The following is a 16,104-nucleotide window of genomic DNA, read 5'->3' as shown; positions in this document are numbered from 1 at the left end:
CTCTTCCGGAAGACCTGATGTACCCGCTCGTCTATATCGTGCGCCACGGCCAGACGGCGTGGAACGCCGAGGCCCGGCTGCAGGGGCAGGCCGATACCGACCTCAACGAGCTTGGCCGCGAGCAGGCTAGCCGCAACGGGCGCAGGCTGGCCGAACTCATCGACAAGCCCGAAGATTTCGAATTTGTCGCCAGCCCGATGCGGCGCACGCGCGAGACGATGGAGCGCCTGCGCGCGGCGATGAAGCTCGATCCGCACGCCTATCGTACCGAGCCGCTGCTCGTAGAATTGAGCTTTGGCGACTGGCAGGGTTTCACCTTTGCCGAACTCGAGGCGAACGATCCCGGTTCGACCAGGCACCGACGCCTCGATAAATGGAACTTCCAGCCGCCCGGCGAAGGCGCCGAAAGCTATCAGATGCTGCTCGAACGGGTGAAGCCGTGGTTCGACTCGCTCGATCGCCAGACGGTCTGCGTGACCCATGGTGGCGTCATGCGCGCGCTGTTCCGCTTCGTGCTGGGGATGTCCGAACAAGATGCGGTCAGCATGGAAGTGCCGCAGGACCGCGTGCTCAGGCTGGACGGCCGGCGCCTGGAGTGGCTTTGAGACCGATGACGTAGCGTATATTGAGATCAGGTCGGGCCGGCCTCAGCTGAATATCGACGCGCCCTATTCCGTCGATCCGGTGTCCGGCAGTTCCATATCGGTGACGACGTTCTCGCCATTCGTCACGTCGTAGGCGAGGACGATGTCCATGCCTGGCTTCAGCGCATCGAGGTCGGTTTCGGCGTTCAGCTTGTAGGACTTGCCGTCGTCCAGCGTCAGCGTCAGCGCATCCTTATCGACCTTCTTGATCAGGCCTTCGGTCTGGCCGGCGAAGGCGGCGGTGGAAATCAACAGCGTGGCGGCAACAGCGCCAATCAGGATACGCATCATCGTCCTCTTTAATCATTGCCGGTACAGCGGCTCGGTCCAACGGAACGGAACTGAGCAGAAACCAATCGAATGTGTCAAAACTAAATCCGCGGGATCACAGTTTGACCACTGTGGAAAACGCCAATAGAAGGCAGGCGACAGCGCCGCGCGTCCGGCTGGACGCGCAAGGGACGCTGTAGCACTTTTGATTTTGTGCATGATCCTTTCCGAAAATCGCTCCGATTTTCGGGGTCATGCGCTGAGCCGGCTCCGACGCCGGCAGGGCTGGTTCCATGTCGCACAACACGTTCGGCCATCTTTTCCGCGTCACCACCTGGGGCGAAAGCCATGGGCCGGCGCTGGGCTGCGTCGTCGACGGCTGTCCGCCAGGGATCCGCTTCACTCGCGACGAGATCCAGGCCGAACTCGACAAGCGCCGCCCGGGCCAGTCACGTTTTGTGACGCAACGTCGCGAACCGGACGAGGTGAAGGTCCTGTCCGGCTTCATCCTCGATGAGGACGGTGAGACGATGATCACCACCGGCACGCCGGTGTCGATGCTGATCGACAATGTCGACCAGCGCTCCAAGGATTATGGCGACATCGCCCGTCAGTTCCGGCCAGGCCATGCCGATTACACTTACGAGGTCAAATACGGCCTGCGCGATCACCGCGGCGGCGGCCGCTCCTCGGCGCGTGAGACGGCGGCGCGGGTGGCCGCCGGAGCGCTTGCCCGCAAGGTCGTGCCCGGCATGGTGGTGCGCGGCGCGCTGGTGTCGATGGGCGATAATTCGATCGATCGCGCCAATTGGAACTGGAATTTCGTCGGCGACGCCGAAAACCCGTTCTTCACGCCTGATCCGGCGTCCGTCGCCGTCTTCACCAAATATCTGGACGGCATCCGCAAGGCGGGCTCCTCGGTCGGTGCGGTCATCGAGATCGTCGCCGACGGCGTTCCGGCGGGGCTTGGCGCGCCGATCTACGCCAAGCTCGACCAGGACATCGCCGCCGGCCTGATGTCGATCAACGCCGTCAAGGGCGTCGAGATCGGCAACGGTTTCGAGGCCGCCCGCATCACCGGCGAGGAGAATGCCGATGAGATGCGCATGGGCAATGACGGCAAGCCGGTCTTCCTATCCAACAATGCCGGCGGCATCCTCGGCGGCATCTCGACCGGCCAGGCGATCGTCGCGCGTTTCGCCGTCAAGCCGACCTCGTCGATCCTGACGCCGCGAAAGTCGATCGACAAGGACGGTAACGACGTCGAGATCATGACCAAGGGCCGGCACGATCCATGCGTCGGCATCCGCGCCGTACCGATCGGCGAGGCGATGGTTGCCTGCGCCATTGCCGATCATTATCTGCGTCATCGGGGACAAACGGGAGGGGAGTAGGGGAGTAGGGGAGTAGGTTACGCAACTCCCACAACAGCATTTTTTCCTTTCCCCTACTCCCGTACTGCCCTACTCCCCTATTCCCTGCGAGCGAAGCGAGCACTTATGCCTTACGACCAGAAGAAGATCGTTGAAGCCCTACGCGCCTTCGAGCGCGGCGAGATCGTCGTCGTTATGGACGATGACGGCCGCGAGAACGAGGGCGACCTGATCGTAGCCGCCGTCCATTGCACGCCGGAAAAGATGGCGTTCATCGTTCGCAACACGTCGGGCATCGTCTGCACGCCGATGCCGCGCGAGGAAGCCAAGCGGCTCAACCTGTCGCCGATGGTCGCCGACAATGATTCGGCCCACACCACTGCCTTTACCGTCAGCGTCGACTTCAAGCACGGCACCACGACCGGCATTTCGGCGGACGACCGCACGCTGACGGTGCGCAATCTCGCCAATGGCAATGTCGGCGCGTCCGATTTCGTGCGCCCCGGCCACATCTTTCCGCTGATCGCGCGCGAAGGCGGCGTGCTGATGCGTTCGGGCCATACCGAAGCCGCTGTCGACCTCTGCAAGCTCGCCGGCCTGCCGCCGGTCGGCGTCATTTCCGAGCTGGTCAATGATGACGGCACTGTCATGCGTGGCCCGCAGGTGCAGGCCTTCGCGGAAAAGCACGGGTTGAAGCAGATTTCGGTTGCCGACCTAATCGCCTACCGGCAACGCAAGGAAACGCTGGTCGAGCGCGTCGCCTGTTCGGACATCGAGACGCCCGGCGGCAAGGCACAGGTCTTCACCTACACGCTGCCCTGGGATTCCATGCATCACGTGGCGGTCGTCTTTGGCGATATCCGCGACGGCGTCGAGGTGCCGGTGCGCCTTCATTCCGAGGACGTGGTCAGCGACGTCTTCGGCACCAGCCACCGGCTGGACGCCATAATGAAGGCGATGGGCGAGCGCCAGCGCGGCGTCATCGTCTATCTGCGCGAAGGCTCGGTCGGCGTCGCCCATCAGGAGCGCAAGCGCCCGGCTGCCGGCGACCGCGAGGATCATGAAGAGGCTCGCCGCCGCGAGAACGAATGGCGCGAGATCGGCCTCGGCGCGCAAATCCTCAAGGATCTCGGCATTTCCTCGATCAATCTGATCGCCTCGCGCGAGCGCCATTATGTCGGCCTCGAAGGTTTTGGCATCCACATCGCCAAGACCGAGATTCTTTAGGCCATTCTCACGATGCTGGTATGCGTCCGGCCCCGCCTCGGGACCGGACGCGCCGGAAACTATTCCGCAGCGACCGCGGCTGCGTCGCATGCAGCCATGTCGCAGTCCGGCGCGACAAGGCTGCGCTGGCCGGCGAGCACGATGACCAGCGCGATTGTGCCCGATGCCACCGATACCCAGAACCCGTTATGCGCGCCGAAAGCGTCCACCACCCAGCCGGCGGCGAACGAGCCGAGCGCCATGCCGATGCCGATGCCGGTCATCACCCAGGTCACGCCTTCGGTCAGCACCGCCTCGGGCACGCGCCGCTCGATCAGGCCGAATGCCGTGATGAAGGTCGGCGAGATTGCCACGCCGCTGACGAAGACGGCCAGTGCCAGCAGCGGCACGGTGTCGGCGACGAGCAGCGGCAGCGTGGTAAGCGCAATGATGGCGATTGCGATGGCAAGCTGAATCTGCAGCGGCACTTTCAGGTTCAGGGCGCCGATGATGATGCCGACGACGAACGATCCAAGCGCGTAGACGCCGATGACGAAGCTGGCGGCGCCCGGCTGGGCAAGCTCCTTGGTGATCGCCACGGTGCTCACCTCCGTGGTGGCGAAGGTCGCGCCGATGAAGATCAGGGCCAAGGTGATGATCTGGACCGGCCGCAGGCGGATTGCCGAGCCGCCTGAACCATGTTCCACCGGTCGGGCTCGCGGTTCGGTCGAGCGCTGCAGGATGAAGGCCGTCGAACCGAAGGCGAGGAACAATGTGCTCGCGAGCACTCCCGCTTCCGGGAAAAACGCGACGCTCAGCCCTACCGACAGCGATGCGCCGGCGATGTACACCAGTTCGTCCGCCGCCGACTCGAAGGCGAACGCCGTGTTCAGCTCGGGGCGGTTGCGAAAAATCTCGGTCCAGCGTGCGCGCACCATTGCCGGGATGCTGGGCATGACGGCGGCGAGCAGCGCCGAGACGAATAGCGTCCATATCGGCCAATGCTGATTGGCCGCCGCAATCAGGATCGCGAAAGCGAGCGTGGAAATTACTGTGGTCGGCACCACAATCCGCGTCTGGCCGAGGCGGTCCACCAGCCGTGATACCTGCGGGGCGACGAAAGCGTTGGCCAGCGCATATGTCGCGGAGACGGCGCCGGCCAGCCAGTATTCGCCATCGGTCTGCGACAGCATCGCGACGATCCCGATCGGAGCCATGGCGATCGGCAGCCGGGCAGCGAAGCCGGCGGCGGCAAAGCCCTTGGCGCCGGGCGCGCGAAAGATCTGGGAATAGGGATTTTGCATGGTCTGGCTCCTCGACAACGGCCGGTTCGGCGATTACATACGTGGCGTATGAGTTTAAATAGATCATACGCGGCGTATGTCAATTGGCATACGAGACGTATGTTAATAGGGCCAGAGCATGCATAGACCACGCAAGGAGATGATTGCCGAAACCCGCGCCAAGCTGATCGGGGCGGCGCGCAAGGCCTTCGGCACGCTCGGCTATGCCGAAGCCTCGATGGACGATTTCACGGCATCGGCCGGGCTGACGCGCGGTGCGCTCTATCATCATTTCGGAGACAAGAAGGGCCTACTCCAGGCGGTTATCGCCGAGATCGACGCCGAAATGGCAGCCCGGCTGAAGGTCGTTTCGGCCAAGCCGGACAATCTCTGGCAGGGCTTTGTCGACGAATGCACCGCCTATATCGAGATGGCGCTGGAGCCGGAGATCCAGCGTATCGTGCTTCGTGACGGGCCGGCGGTGCTCGGCGATCCATCGCAATGGCCAAGCCAGAGCACATGCATCCGCTCGATGACAGAGAGCCTGCAAAGACTGAGCGACGAGGGGACAATTCTCGCCGTCGATCCCGAAGCCGCGGCAAGGCTGGTCAGCGGCGCCTCGTTGCATGCGGCGCAGTGGATCGCAAATTCGAACGATCCCGAAGCGACGTCGAAGAAGGCAGTGAAGGCGTTCAAGGTTCTTCTGGAAGGGCTGCTCAATCGCACCGGCAAGCTGCCTCAGCCTGACCGACCGTCGGCGATGCAGCCCGAGGTTGACCGATCACCGGCCTGAGGTCATCTTTTCGCCGATCCCAAGGCGGCTCGCGGTGGGCTCAGCCGACGCCGGTTGCCTAAACCCTGTTGAACATCGAGTCACCAGCGCGCGAAAACATGGCCAAAGCGGCGAGGCGCGCCTATATCGGGGCATGGTCACGAGACTTTACACCCACCCGATTTTCCTCGAGCACATAACACCGCCCGGTCATCCGGAGCGGCCGGACCGTTTGCGCGCCATAGAGCGTGTGCTTGACGACGAGGCCTTCGCGGCGCTCGATCGCGTCCAGGCGCCCGAAGGCGACGAGGCAACCATCCTCTACGCGCATCCGCCCGAATTCGTCGAACGTGTCCGCGCAGCGATTCCGGACACCGGCATCGCCCGTATCGACGCCGACACCACCGCCAGCCCGAAGAGTTGGCAGGCGGCCGTGACCGCGATCGGCGCAGCCAACGCCGCGGTCGACGACGTCTTCACCGGCCGTGCCGACAACGTCTTCGTCGCCGCACGGCCGCCCGGCCATCATGCCGAAAAGACCACCTCCATGGGCTTTTGCCTGTTCAACACCGCCGCGATCGCGGCACGCTACGCGCAGAAGAACCATGGCGCCGACCGCGTCGCCGTCGTCGACTGGGATGTGCATCACGGCAACGGCACGCAGGACATTTTCTGGGACGATCCATCGGTGCTCTATTGCTCGACACACCAGATGCCGCTTTACCCGGGAACCGGGGCCGTGAGCGAAACCGGCGCCGGCAACATCGTCAACGCGCCGCTGGCGCCGCAGAGCGGCAGCGATAGTTTCCGCGACGCCTTTCTGTCACGCATCCTGCCGGCGCTCGACAATTTTGCGCCCGACCTCATCATCATCTCCGCCGGTTTCGATGCCCACCACCGCGATCCGCTGGCCGAGATCAACCTGACCGAGGATGATTTCGACTGGGCGACCGGCCAGTTGCTCGAACGAGCCGGGCGCCGTAGCCGCAACCGGCTCGTCAGCGTGCTCGAGGGCGGCTACGATCTGCAGGGATTGGCATTTTCAGTCGCCGCCCATGTCGGGCGGCTGATGAAGGGATAGATGATGGCTGGTGAGACTAACGAGGATGTCAAGGCGATGAGCTTCGAGCAGGCGCTCGAGGCGCTGGAGAGGATCGTCGACGATCTGGAGCGCGGCGACGTTCCGCTCGACCAGTCGATCCGCATCTACGAGCGCGGCGAGGCGCTGAAGGCGCATTGCGACCGGCTGCTGAAGGCGGCCGAGGACAAGGTCGAGAAAATCAGGCTGTCGCGTGACGGCAAGCCGGTGGGGATAGAGCCGTTGGACGCGGATTGAGGCGCGGCCTCGAACGACAATTTTGCTTACCGGCTTTGGACATCATCACGATTGAGGGTAAAACTCATCCCGTTTGAAACGGCTCCAGGACGAGAGGAGATTGCGAACGATGTGCAGAAACATCAAAACCCTGTTCAATTTCGATCCGCCGGCAACCAATGACGAGGTCCGCGATGCCGCGCTTCAGTTCGTCCGCAAGCTGAGCGGAACGACGCGGCCGTCGAAACAGAACCAGCATGCGTTCGACCATGCCGTCGAGGCCATTGCCGCCTCGGCGCGCGAATTGCTCGACAGCCTCGAGACGACGCAGCATCCGCGCAATCGCGAAGAGGTGGCGGCCAAGGCGAAGGCCAAATCCGTACTTCGCTTCGCCTGAGGAGACCGCGTGAGCTTCTTTCCCGGAAACGATCCGCAGATGGGCGATGCCTTCGCCAGCGATCAGATCGAGCTGATGGTCATTCCGAACGCCAAGGACATCGGCGGATTTCAGGTTCGCCGCGCCTTGCCGACGGCCAGGCGCCGGCTGGTCGGACCCTTCATCTTCTTCGACCGCATGGGTCCAGCCGTACTGCGAGCGGGCCAGGCGCTCGACGTGCGTCCGCACCCACATATCGGCCTGTCTACGGTGACTTACCTGTTCGATGGCAAGATCAGGCACCGCGATTCGCTCGGCACCGAGATGGTAATCCAGCCCGGGGACGTGAATTTGATGACCGCCGGCCGTGGCATCGTCCATTCGGAGCGCACGCCGGAAGAACTGCGCGGCGCGCCGATGTCGGTTTCCGGCCTGCAGACATGGCTGGCGCTGCCGGACGGCAAGGAAGAAGTCGCGCCGGTCTTCGAGAACACCGCGGCCCTGCGCCTGCCCGAAATCGATGCGGAGGGGGTTAGCGGCCGTGTGATCATCGGTGCGTTTTCCGGACTGCGCTCCCCGGTCGCCACCGCTTCGGACACGCTTTATGCCGATCTCAGGCTGGCGCCGGGTGCCAGCGTGAAAATCCCGGCCGATGCCGAGGAGCGCGCCATCTATACGCTGGAAGGCGAGGTTTCGATATCCGGTGACCGCTTCCCGGCCGAGCGGCTGCTGGTTTTCCGGCCCGGTGATGAAATCGTTGTCTCATCGGAACGCAGCGCCCATTTCATGCTGTTTGGCGGCGCTTCGCTCGGTTCGAAACGTTATATCTGGTGGAATTTCGTATCGTCCTCAAAGGAACGCATCGAGCAGGCGAAAGAAGAATGGAAGACGGGCCGCTTCGATATCGTTCCTGGAGACGAGCAAGAGTTCATCCCGCTGCCCGAAAGCTGATGCGCGTTACCGCCACATTTACATTCGCCGGCCAGCGGCATATTTCACGATGAACAGAAAATCTGACCAGGCTCGCAAACAGTGAACGCAAAGCCCGATACGCCGCTTCTCGACAAGGTCCGCGTCCCAGCCGATTTGCGCACGCTTGCCGAAGGCGACCTGCCGCAGCTGGCGTCAGAGCTTCGCGCCGAACTGATCGACGTCGTTTCCCACACCGGGGGCCATCTCGGCGCCGGCCTCGGCGTCGTTGAACTGACTGTCGCGCTGCATTACGTCTTCAACACGCCGGACGACCGGCTGATCTGGGACGTCGGCCACCAGGCTTATCCGCACAAGATCCTGACCGGCCGCCGCGACCGCATCCGCACGCTGCGGCAGGAGGGCGGCCTGTCCGGCTTCACGCGTCGCGTCGAGAGCGAATACGATCCGTTCGGCGCAGCCCACTCCTCGACCTCGATTTCAGCCGGCCTCGGCATGGCGATGGCGCGCGATCTGTCCGATGGCCGCAACAATGTCATTGCCGTCATCGGCGACGGCGCCATGTCGGCCGGCATGGCCTATGAGGCGATGAACAATGCCGGCGCACTCGATGCCCGGCTGATCGTCATCTTGAACGACAACGATATGTCGATCGCTCCGCCGACCGGCGCAATGAGCGCCTATCTGGCCCGTCTGGCGTCGGGCAAGACCTATCTAGGCTTGCGCGATTTCGGCAAGAAGCTGACGTCGTATCTCGGCGAGCGCGCCGATCGCGCCATCAAGCGAGCGGTCGAGCATGCGCGCGGTTACGTCACCGGCGGCACGTTGTTCGAGGAAATGGGGTTCTACCACATCGGCCCGATCGACGGTCACAACCTCGAGCACCTGATCCCGGTGCTGAAGAACGTCCGCGACAATGCCGACGGCCCGGTGCTGATCCATGTCGTGACCCAGAAGGGCAAGGGCTACGCCCCGGCCGAGGCGGCGGCCGACAAATATCATGGCGTCAACAAATTCGACGTCATCACCGGCGCCCAGGCCAAGGCGCCCGCCAATGCGCCGAGCTACACCAAGGTGTTTGCCGAAAGCCTGATCCAGGAGGCCCGAGAGGACGACCGCATCGTCGCCATCACCGCCGCCATGCCGAACGGCACCGGGCTTGATCTGTTCGGCGAAGCGTTTCCGGCGAGGACCTTCGATGTCGGCATCGCCGAGCAACATGCGGTGACCTTCGCCGCCGGCCTTGCCACGGAAGGCTTCAAGCCTTTCGCGGCGATCTACTCGACCTTCCTGCAGCGCGCCTACGACCAGGTCGTCCACGACGTGGCGATCCAGAAATTGCCGGTGCGCTTTCCGATCGATCGCGCCGGCTTCGTCGGCGCCGATGGTGCCACCCATTGCGGCGCCTTCGACACGACCTTCCTGGCGACGCTGCCCGGTTTCGTCGTCATGGCCGCGGCCGATGAGGCCGAGCTGCGCCACATGGTACGCACCGCCGCAAGCTACGATGACGGCCCGATCGCCTTCCGCTACCCGCGCGGTAACGGCGTTGGTGTCGAGATGCCGCAACGCGGCTCGGTATTGGAGATCGGCAAGGGCCGGATCGTCAGGGAAGGCACCAAGGTTGCGCTGCTTTCCTTCGGCACCAGGCTGCAGGATTGCCTGGCCGCGGCCGAGGAGCTTGGCGCGGCCGGGCTTTCGACCACGGTCGCCGATGCCCGTTTTGCCAAGCCGCTCGACGAGGACCTGATCCGGCGGCTGGCCCGTTCACACGAGATACTGGTGACGGTGGAAGAGGGCGCGATCGGCGGCTTCGCCAGCCATGTGCTGCAGTTCCTGGCCCATGAAGGGCTGCTGGAGAGCGGCCTGAAGGTGCGCCCGCTGGTGCTGCCCGATACATTTGTCGACCATGCCAAGCCGGAAAAGATGTATGCCGATGCCGGGCTGGACAGCGCCGGCATCGTGCGCACCGTGTTCGTGGCGCTGGGGCATACCGCGCAGGCCCAGCGCGCCTAGCTTTTAGACGCATTCCCGCGACGCCGACGCGATTCAACTTGGCTGCAAGATGCTAGTCTGAATCAATATCTCAAACGCTTGAATCAAATTACCGGCGAACAATCGTAACATGCTGTTTACGCTGCCGTTTGGCGATTTGCTTACCGTGTCCTTTGGCCGTTCTTCAACGCTGCCCTGCTAGAAGGCAACAGGCAGGGGAAAGCAGACCAATGAGATCGCTTTTGGGCGGCATCGCGCTTGCGGCCATCTTCGTCTTGTCGGCTACAGCCGAAACGCGCTACGACCGCAAACTCGAAGAGGCGGTGATGGGCGTCGTCGCCGGCAAGATCGGCGAAATCCGTGGCGGCTTCTCCTACAAGCAGGCGCCGCAATTCGTCGTCGTGCCCGATACCTTGCCGAAGGCGTCCAGTTCCGCTGACCGGCGCGCACACAGGTGTCCGGCGACAGCAGCGACGGTCTGACGCCGGCCGTCGAACGGCGGGTTTCGCGGACCATATTCTAAAGCATGATCCCGAAGAGACTCTAGAAACTAGAACCACATGTCCCGCACACAGCGACCATCTCTCGGCAAATCCTCGAATGTATCGAGACCCTCGAAATGGTCGATCGGGAGATCGGCGACGGCCTCGGGCGGCGCAAGCCTCACATTGACGGCGATGCGGTAGCGCCCAGCCGCCTCGGGATGCAAACCGCGCCAGGCCAGGACGCAAGCGCAGGTTGGGCAGAAGAGAATCTCAAGCGAAGGATGAGCCTTTCCGACGCGCCGATAGGCGCTTACGGGCCCGGCAAGGCGGATGCGTTCGTCGACATAGTCGTAAGCCCAGAGCGTGCCGTAGCGACGGCAAAGTGTGCAATTGCAGGCAGTGATCGAACCGGGATCGCCCTCCAGGGTCCAGTGGGCTGCGCCGCAGTGGCAGGTTCCCGTCAGCATGTTCCTCCTCCACGTTTCGACGGCTAAACGGCATCTCTTTCTTAGCATTGCGTCGGGTCTCGTGCGAGGCTCGACAAACAGCGCAGCGGCTTGATGCGCTCACCGCCTTTCCAACTATGCCTTGTCTGATCGCCAAATTCCTTGCCATCATCGTTGGCTTTCGCCATGAAGGCCGATGACTTCCCTTCCGCCAGCCAGCATACGCCAGCGGCTCGACGAATTGCTCGTCCAGCGCGGCCTGTTTGCCAGCCGCTCGCGTGCCCGCGACGCGGTCGAGCGCGGCACCGTGACGGTCGATGGCATCGTCGCCCTCAAGCCGGGCCAGGCCGTTCTGCCTGAGTGCAACATCGTCGTTGACGATCCGGCGCAAGGTTACGTGTCGCGCGCTGCACTGAAGCTGAAGGCTGGTCTCGACCATTTCGCCCTCGACCCCACCGGCAACGAAGCGCTCGATGTCGGCGCCTCGACCGGCGGCTTTACGCAGGTGCTGCTCGAACGCGGCGCGGCGCATGTCACGGCGATCGATGTCGGGCACGGCCAGATGCACTCCGACATTGCCGGCGATCCGCGCGTGACGGTAATTGAAGGCCTGAATGCGCGCGAACTATCGGCCGCCGATCTCGGCGGCCGTGTGCCGGATTTCATCGTCTCGGATGTCAGCTTCATATCGCTGAAACTGGCGCTGCCGCCGGCGCTTGCCTTGGCCAGGAATGGCGCAAAAGCTGTGTTTCTGGTCAAGCCGCAATTCGAGGCCGGCCGCGAGGCGATCGGCAAGGGCGGCCTGCTGAAGGACCCCTATGATGCGGCGCGCATTGCCGGCCTGATGCAGGACTGGCTCGATGCCATTCCCGGCTGGCGCTCGCTGGGGCTTCATCTGTCACCGATAGAGGGCGGCGACGGCAACCGCGAGTTCCTGCTCGGCGGCATCAAGGACGTCGAGACCCAGAAGCGATGAGCACCCGTTTCACGATCGCAAGGTTGGGGTCGCAGGGCGACGGCATCGCCGAGACGGAAACCGGAGAGGTTTTCATTCCGTTCGCGCTGCCGGGAGAGGTCGTCACCGCCGCGCGGGAGAAAGATCGCGCCACCTTGATGTCGGTCCTTGAGGCTTCGCCGTTGCGGGTCGATCCGCCGTGCCGGCATTTCGGCGCGTGCGGCGGCTGCGCCGTCCAGCATCTCGAGACTGAAGCCTATCACCGGTGGAAGCGCGAAAAGGTCGTGCATGCGCTGAAGAGCAAGGGCATCGCTTGCGATGTCGGGGCGCTGGTGCCGTGCGCGCCGCACACGCGCCGCCGCGTCGTCTTCACCGCCCGGCGGAGCGAGGCGGGAATGCAGTTCGGCTTTGTTCGCGCGCTGTCATCCGAGATCATCTCGATCGAGGAATGCCCGATCTCGCTGCCGCAGATCGTCGCTGCGCTCGACCGTTTGAGGATGCTTGCCGGACTGATCTGCACCACGACCAAATCGTTCCACATGGCGGTGACGGTGACCGGTTCCGGCCTCGATGTCGCGGTTCACGATTCCGGCAAGCTCGGCGAGAACCAGCGCCGCGTCGCTTCCAACTTCGTCATCGCCGAGCGGCTAGCCAGGCTGTCGGTCGACGGCGAGGTCATTATCGAACCAAACAAACCGGTCGTCCTGTTTGGTGGCGTCGCCGTCGCAGTGCCTCCGGGCGCTTTCCTGCAGGCGACCGAGGCTGCCGAACAGGCGATGGCCAACATTGTCGTCCAGCATTTCGCGCGCGCCAAAAAGGTCGCCGATCTCTTCGCCGGCTGCGGCAGCTTCGCGCTGCGCCTAGCCGCAAGATCGGAGGTTCATGCGGTGGAAGGCGATGCGGCAGCACTCGCGGCGCTCGACCGGGCATTCCGTTTCGCCAGCGGCCTGAAGCGGGTGACCGGCGAACGTCGCGACCTGTTCCGGAGGCCGCTGACATTCAAGGAGTTGAATGCCTTTGACGGCGTTGTCTTCGACCCGCCTCGCGCCGGCGCCGAGGACCAGTCGAAGCAGATCGCGCGCTCCGACGTGCCGCTCGTCGCCGCGGTGTCTTGCAATCCGGTAACGCTGGCGCGGGACCTACGCATCCTCATGGACGGCGGCTACGCCCTGAAGAGCGTGACGCCGATCGACCAGTTCCTGTGGTCGCCGCATGTCGAGGTCGTGGCGCTGTTGGAGAAGCCGAGACGAAGGCGCTAGCAGCCAGGGCCTGAAACGCGCACCAAAAAAGCACATTTTGAACGCACGTCGTTCAGACTGTGCTAGGGAATTGCCATGAGCACCGCAGCCTTCGAAATTTCGGCATGGCGCTTCGGCGAGGAGCGGGCGCCGTTTCTCTCGCCAAGGCGGGTCGCTGAACTGCTAGGGGTTAATATGACAGAACTGGCGGGGCTGACCGGTCTCGCGCGCAACACGCTTGCCGCCAAGTCCGGTGCGCGCAAGGTCGACGCCGCATTGAGTCCCATCGTCCGTATCCTGGCGATGGCCGGCGAGATGGCCGGTGATGAACATCGTGCGGCGATCTGGTTCAAGCATCAGCCGATCCCCGGTTGGGCCGGAAAGACCGCCTACGATCTGGTTCGCGAAGGCAAGACGGACAAGGTGCTTGCCTATCTGGAGGCAGTCCGCTCCGGCATCTATGCCTGAAACCAGGCTGACCCTGTGGCGCGCTTTTGTGCCGCGCTGGGCCGCTGTGAGCTGCTATGCTTCTTGCACGCGTTCGTATCCGGCCGCCTTCGCGGCCCTGACGAACTTGCGGTCAAAAGTCGCGAGGCCAGCGCAGTGAGCGGACTTGCCCAGATGCAGCGCGTCAGCGAAATCCAACCCCTGTTCCGAGAGGTCGAGCGCGGACGACACGACCGCCCCGTCTTCCACCTCTACCGTGGGAAGCCCGCTAAACACCCGTAGCGTACGGGCGATTTCAAGCGGCGCAAAACCGTAGGCGCTGCGCAACACCCATTCGACTTCCAGCATCACCGTGACGGCGACAAAGACCGGCTGGCTATCGATCAGCGCCCGGGCGCGGGAAGACTGCGACGGGTGATCGCCCGTCAGGTAGCGGACGATCAGGTTGGTATCAATTGCGAGCATGGCGCCGCCGCGCTTCGGCGAGCACGCCCGCGTCCATTTCTTCCAACGTCTTCGGCCTGCCGCTATAGCGCAGCGATCCAAACACGTCCTCTGGCCGCGTCTCGGCGAAGACTGGCGCAGGCTTCAGTAGCACGCCCTCCGGGGTATCCTCGACCAGAAGGCGTGTGCCGGCATGCCATTCCCTCCGTTTCCGGATCGCGCTGGGCAGGATGACCTGTCCCTTGGTCGAGACCGTAGTTACGAGCTTCTCTGCGGCAGCCATCTCGGCACGTCCTTAGGTGTAAGACGAATGTAAGATAGTCGAAGCTCTCGGCAAATTCAAGGCGCAAGCTACTCCTACTTAAAGCGATGACAAGGCAGTGGGCGGCGGGGATTGGTTGTTCCGGAGCGGCGATAATTCGGCGTCAACTCCATCAAACCCTGGTGCCGCCGACTGTCATCTGGTTCATCCTGAGATGCGGCTGGCCGACGCCGACCGGCACGCCCTGTCCGGCCTTGCCGCACATGCCGATGCCGGTGTCGAGCTTCATGTCGTTGCCGATCATCGCCACACGATGCATGGCATCCGGCCCGTTGCCGATCAGCATGGCGCCCTTGATCGGTTGCGTCACCTTGCCGTTCTCGATCATGTAGGCTTCGGTGCAGCCGAACACGAACTTGCCCGAAGTGATGTCGACCTGGCCGCCACCGAACGACACGGCATAGATGCCGTTCTTCACCGAGGCGATGATCTCGTCCGGCTCCATGTCGCCTGCTGTCATGTAGGTGTTGGTCATGCGCGGCATCGGTTCGTGCGCATAACCTTGGCGTCGCCCGTTGCCGGTGGCTTTCATGCCCATTAGCCGGGCGTTCTGACGATCCTGCATGTAGCCGACCAGCTTGCCATCGTCGATCAGCACGTTATGGGCCGATGGCGTGCCCTCATCATCGACGGTAAGCGAGCCACGCCGCTCGGGCATGGTGCCGTCGTCAACGACGGTGACGCCTTTCGCTGCCACCTGCTGGCCAAGCAGGCCGGCAAAGGCCGACGTCTTCTTGCGGTTGAAATCGCCCTCCAGCCCGTGGCCGACCGCCTCGTGCAACATGACGCCCGGCCAGCCGCTCGACAGCACGATGTCGAAAGTGCCGGCAGGTGCTGGAACCGCTTCGAGATTGACCAGCGCTTGCCGCAATGCCTCCTTGGCCGCGTGCCGCCAGCTGTCCTCGACCAGGAATTCACCAAAATCCTTGCGGCCTCCCATGCCGTAGGAGCCGCTCTCCTGGCGGTCGCCGTCGCCGACCACCACCGACACGTTGATCCTGACCAGCGGACGGATGTCGCGCACCATCTGGCCGTCGGCGCGCACGATCTCGACATGCTGCCAGGAGGCGGCGAGCGACGCCGTCACCTGCCTGACGCGCGGATCCTCGGCCCGCAGCCATGCATCGATTTCCTGAAGCAGCTTGGCCTTGGCCTCGAAGGAAGGCGAGGGGATAGGGTTTCCGTCGCCGTAGAGATGGCGGTTGGTGCGGGCAGGCGCTGCGGCAAGCGTACCGGAATAGCCGCTCTTCACCGTCGAAACGGCATCGGCGGCGCGCAGCAGCGAGGCTTCGGAGAGATCGCTGGAATGGGCGTAGCCGCTGGCTTCGCCGGCGACGGCGCGCAGGCCGAAACCCTGGTCGGTGTTGAAATTCGCGGTCTTCAGCTTGCCATTGTCGAACATCAGCGATTCGCTTTCGCTATATTCGAGAAACAGTTCGCCGTCGTCGGCGCCGTTAATAGTCTCGGCAACGATTTGCTTGATGCGATCGTCGGAAATGTCAAATTGGCCGATCAGGCTGTTCATGGCAGGTCCATTCGCAGGAGGATTGTTTCCCACGATGTAGGCGCGAAGGCCCGCACAGACAATCTGAAATGAGATTTG

At 63.5% G+C, this 16,104-nt stretch carries 19 protein-coding genes; 13 read left to right on the top strand and 6 right to left on the bottom strand.

What is annotated here, in order from left to right; translation table 11 throughout:
• The first annotated feature begins 17 nt into the window (after positions 1-17).
• Complete coding sequence (locus tag NKK47_RS25090; protein WP_352578622.1) at positions 18-605, top strand: histidine phosphatase family protein; 588 nt, start codon at positions 18-20, stop codon at positions 603-605.
• 63 nt (positions 606-668) lie between these two features.
• Here NKK47_RS25090 and NKK47_RS25085 read toward each other — a convergent pair whose 3' ends face one another.
• Positions 669-932, bottom strand: coding sequence for a DUF1344 domain-containing protein (locus tag NKK47_RS25085; RefSeq protein ID WP_023716902.1), 264 nt, complete (start codon positions 930-932; stop codon positions 669-671).
• A 275-nt stretch (positions 933-1,207) separates the two neighbouring features.
• On the opposite strand from NKK47_RS25085, the gene aroC reads away from it, so the two are divergent.
• Positions 1,208-2,308 (top strand): chorismate synthase, encoded by a 1,101-nt coding sequence (gene aroC, locus NKK47_RS25080; protein WP_352578621.1) that lies wholly within the window; start codon positions 1,208-1,210, stop codon positions 2,306-2,308.
• A gap of 105 nt (positions 2,309-2,413) precedes the next feature.
• A complete protein-coding gene (ribB, locus tag NKK47_RS25075) occupies positions 2,414-3,514 on the top strand; it encodes a 3,4-dihydroxy-2-butanone-4-phosphate synthase (protein WP_023674113.1) in 1,101 nt (366 codons plus the stop codon).
• Positions 3,515-3,573: 59 nt separating this feature from the next.
• Here the strand turns inward: ribB and NKK47_RS25070 are convergent, their stop codons facing one another.
• Positions 3,574-4,797 (bottom strand): MFS transporter, encoded by a 1,224-nt coding sequence (locus tag NKK47_RS25070; protein ID WP_352578620.1) that lies wholly within the window; start codon positions 4,795-4,797, stop codon positions 3,574-3,576.
• Between the two features lie 118 nt (positions 4,798-4,915).
• Here NKK47_RS25070 and NKK47_RS25065 point away from each other — a divergent pair, with 118 nt between their 5' ends.
• From NKK47_RS25065 to NKK47_RS25035, 7 genes are all read left to right on the top strand, one after another.
• Positions 4,916-5,569 (top strand): TetR/AcrR family transcriptional regulator, encoded by a 654-nt coding sequence (locus tag NKK47_RS25065; protein WP_352578619.1) that lies wholly within the window; start codon positions 4,916-4,918, stop codon positions 5,567-5,569.
• A 133-nt stretch (positions 5,570-5,702) separates the two neighbouring features.
• Positions 5,703-6,629 (top strand): histone deacetylase family protein, encoded by a 927-nt coding sequence (locus NKK47_RS25060; protein ID WP_352578618.1) that lies wholly within the window; start codon positions 5,703-5,705, stop codon positions 6,627-6,629.
• A gap of 3 nt (positions 6,630-6,632) precedes the next feature.
• Positions 6,633-6,884, top strand: coding sequence for an exodeoxyribonuclease VII small subunit (locus tag NKK47_RS25055; protein WP_352578632.1), 252 nt, complete (start codon positions 6,633-6,635; stop codon positions 6,882-6,884).
• A gap of 109 nt (positions 6,885-6,993) precedes the next feature.
• On the top strand, positions 6,994-7,260 hold the full coding sequence (locus NKK47_RS25050; RefSeq protein WP_023674118.1) for a DUF2277 domain-containing protein: 267 nt from the start codon (positions 6,994-6,996) through the stop codon (positions 7,258-7,260).
• A gap of 9 nt (positions 7,261-7,269) precedes the next feature.
• Positions 7,270-8,190, top strand: coding sequence for a pirin family protein (locus tag NKK47_RS25045; protein WP_352578617.1), 921 nt, complete (start codon positions 7,270-7,272; stop codon positions 8,188-8,190).
• 81 nt (positions 8,191-8,271) lie between these two features.
• On the top strand, positions 8,272-10,185 hold the full coding sequence (dxs, locus tag NKK47_RS25040; protein ID WP_352578616.1) for a 1-deoxy-D-xylulose-5-phosphate synthase: 1,914 nt from the start codon (positions 8,272-8,274) through the stop codon (positions 10,183-10,185).
• Positions 10,186-10,394: 209 nt separating this feature from the next.
• Entirely contained in the window at positions 10,395-10,646 is a 252-nt protein-coding gene (locus tag NKK47_RS25035) for a hypothetical protein (protein WP_352571390.1), read from the top strand.
• A 68-nt stretch (positions 10,647-10,714) separates the two neighbouring features.
• Here the strand turns inward: NKK47_RS25035 and NKK47_RS25030 are convergent, their stop codons facing one another.
• A complete protein-coding gene (locus NKK47_RS25030; protein ID WP_023674122.1) occupies positions 10,715-11,116 on the bottom strand; it encodes a GFA family protein in 402 nt (133 codons plus the stop codon).
• Between the two features lie 175 nt (positions 11,117-11,291).
• Between NKK47_RS25030 and NKK47_RS25025 the strand changes: the two genes are divergently transcribed.
• The 3 genes from NKK47_RS25025 to NKK47_RS25015 all read left to right on the top strand — a co-directional run bounded on the left by NKK47_RS25025 (position 11,292) and on the right by NKK47_RS25015 (position 13,756).
• Positions 11,292-12,071 carry a TlyA family RNA methyltransferase gene (locus NKK47_RS25025; RefSeq protein WP_352578615.1) on the top strand — a complete coding sequence of 260 codons (780 nt, stop codon included), beginning with the start codon at positions 11,292-11,294 and terminating at the stop codon, positions 12,069-12,071.
• Entirely contained in the window at positions 12,068-13,309 is a 1,242-nt protein-coding gene (locus tag NKK47_RS25020; RefSeq protein ID WP_352578614.1) for a class I SAM-dependent RNA methyltransferase, read from the top strand. Before NKK47_RS25025 ends, NKK47_RS25020 begins: the two co-directional genes overlap by 4 nt.
• A 75-nt stretch (positions 13,310-13,384) precedes the next feature.
• A complete protein-coding gene (locus NKK47_RS25015; protein WP_352578613.1) occupies positions 13,385-13,756 on the top strand; it encodes an antitoxin Xre/MbcA/ParS toxin-binding domain-containing protein in 372 nt (123 codons plus the stop codon).
• 54 nt (positions 13,757-13,810) lie between these two features.
• On the opposite strand, the gene NKK47_RS25010 is transcribed toward NKK47_RS25015, so the two are convergent.
• The 3 genes from NKK47_RS25010 to tldD form a co-directional block, all read right to left on the bottom strand.
• Positions 13,811-14,200 (bottom strand): type II toxin-antitoxin system VapC family toxin, encoded by a 390-nt coding sequence (locus NKK47_RS25010; RefSeq protein ID WP_352578612.1) that lies wholly within the window; start codon positions 14,198-14,200, stop codon positions 13,811-13,813.
• The gene (locus NKK47_RS25005) at positions 14,187-14,462 is read right to left on the bottom strand and encodes an AbrB/MazE/SpoVT family DNA-binding domain-containing protein (protein ID WP_023674129.1); all 276 of its coding nucleotides are present in this window, start codon (positions 14,460-14,462) and stop codon (positions 14,187-14,189) included. The genes NKK47_RS25010 and NKK47_RS25005 overlap by 14 nt, the downstream gene beginning before the upstream one ends.
• 151 nt (positions 14,463-14,613) lie before the next feature.
• Entirely contained in the window at positions 14,614-16,026 is a 1,413-nt protein-coding gene (gene tldD, locus NKK47_RS25000; protein WP_352578611.1) for a metalloprotease TldD, read from the bottom strand.
• Positions 16,027-16,104 lie beyond the last annotated feature (78 nt).

It is taken from the genome of Mesorhizobium sp. M0019, assembly GCF_040323975.1.
In the GTDB taxonomy this organism is placed as follows: Bacteria; Pseudomonadota; Alphaproteobacteria; order Rhizobiales; family Rhizobiaceae; genus Mesorhizobium.
The sequence above is the reverse complement of the archived record's forward strand: the minus strand, read 5'-3'. Positions and strand labels throughout refer to the sequence as shown.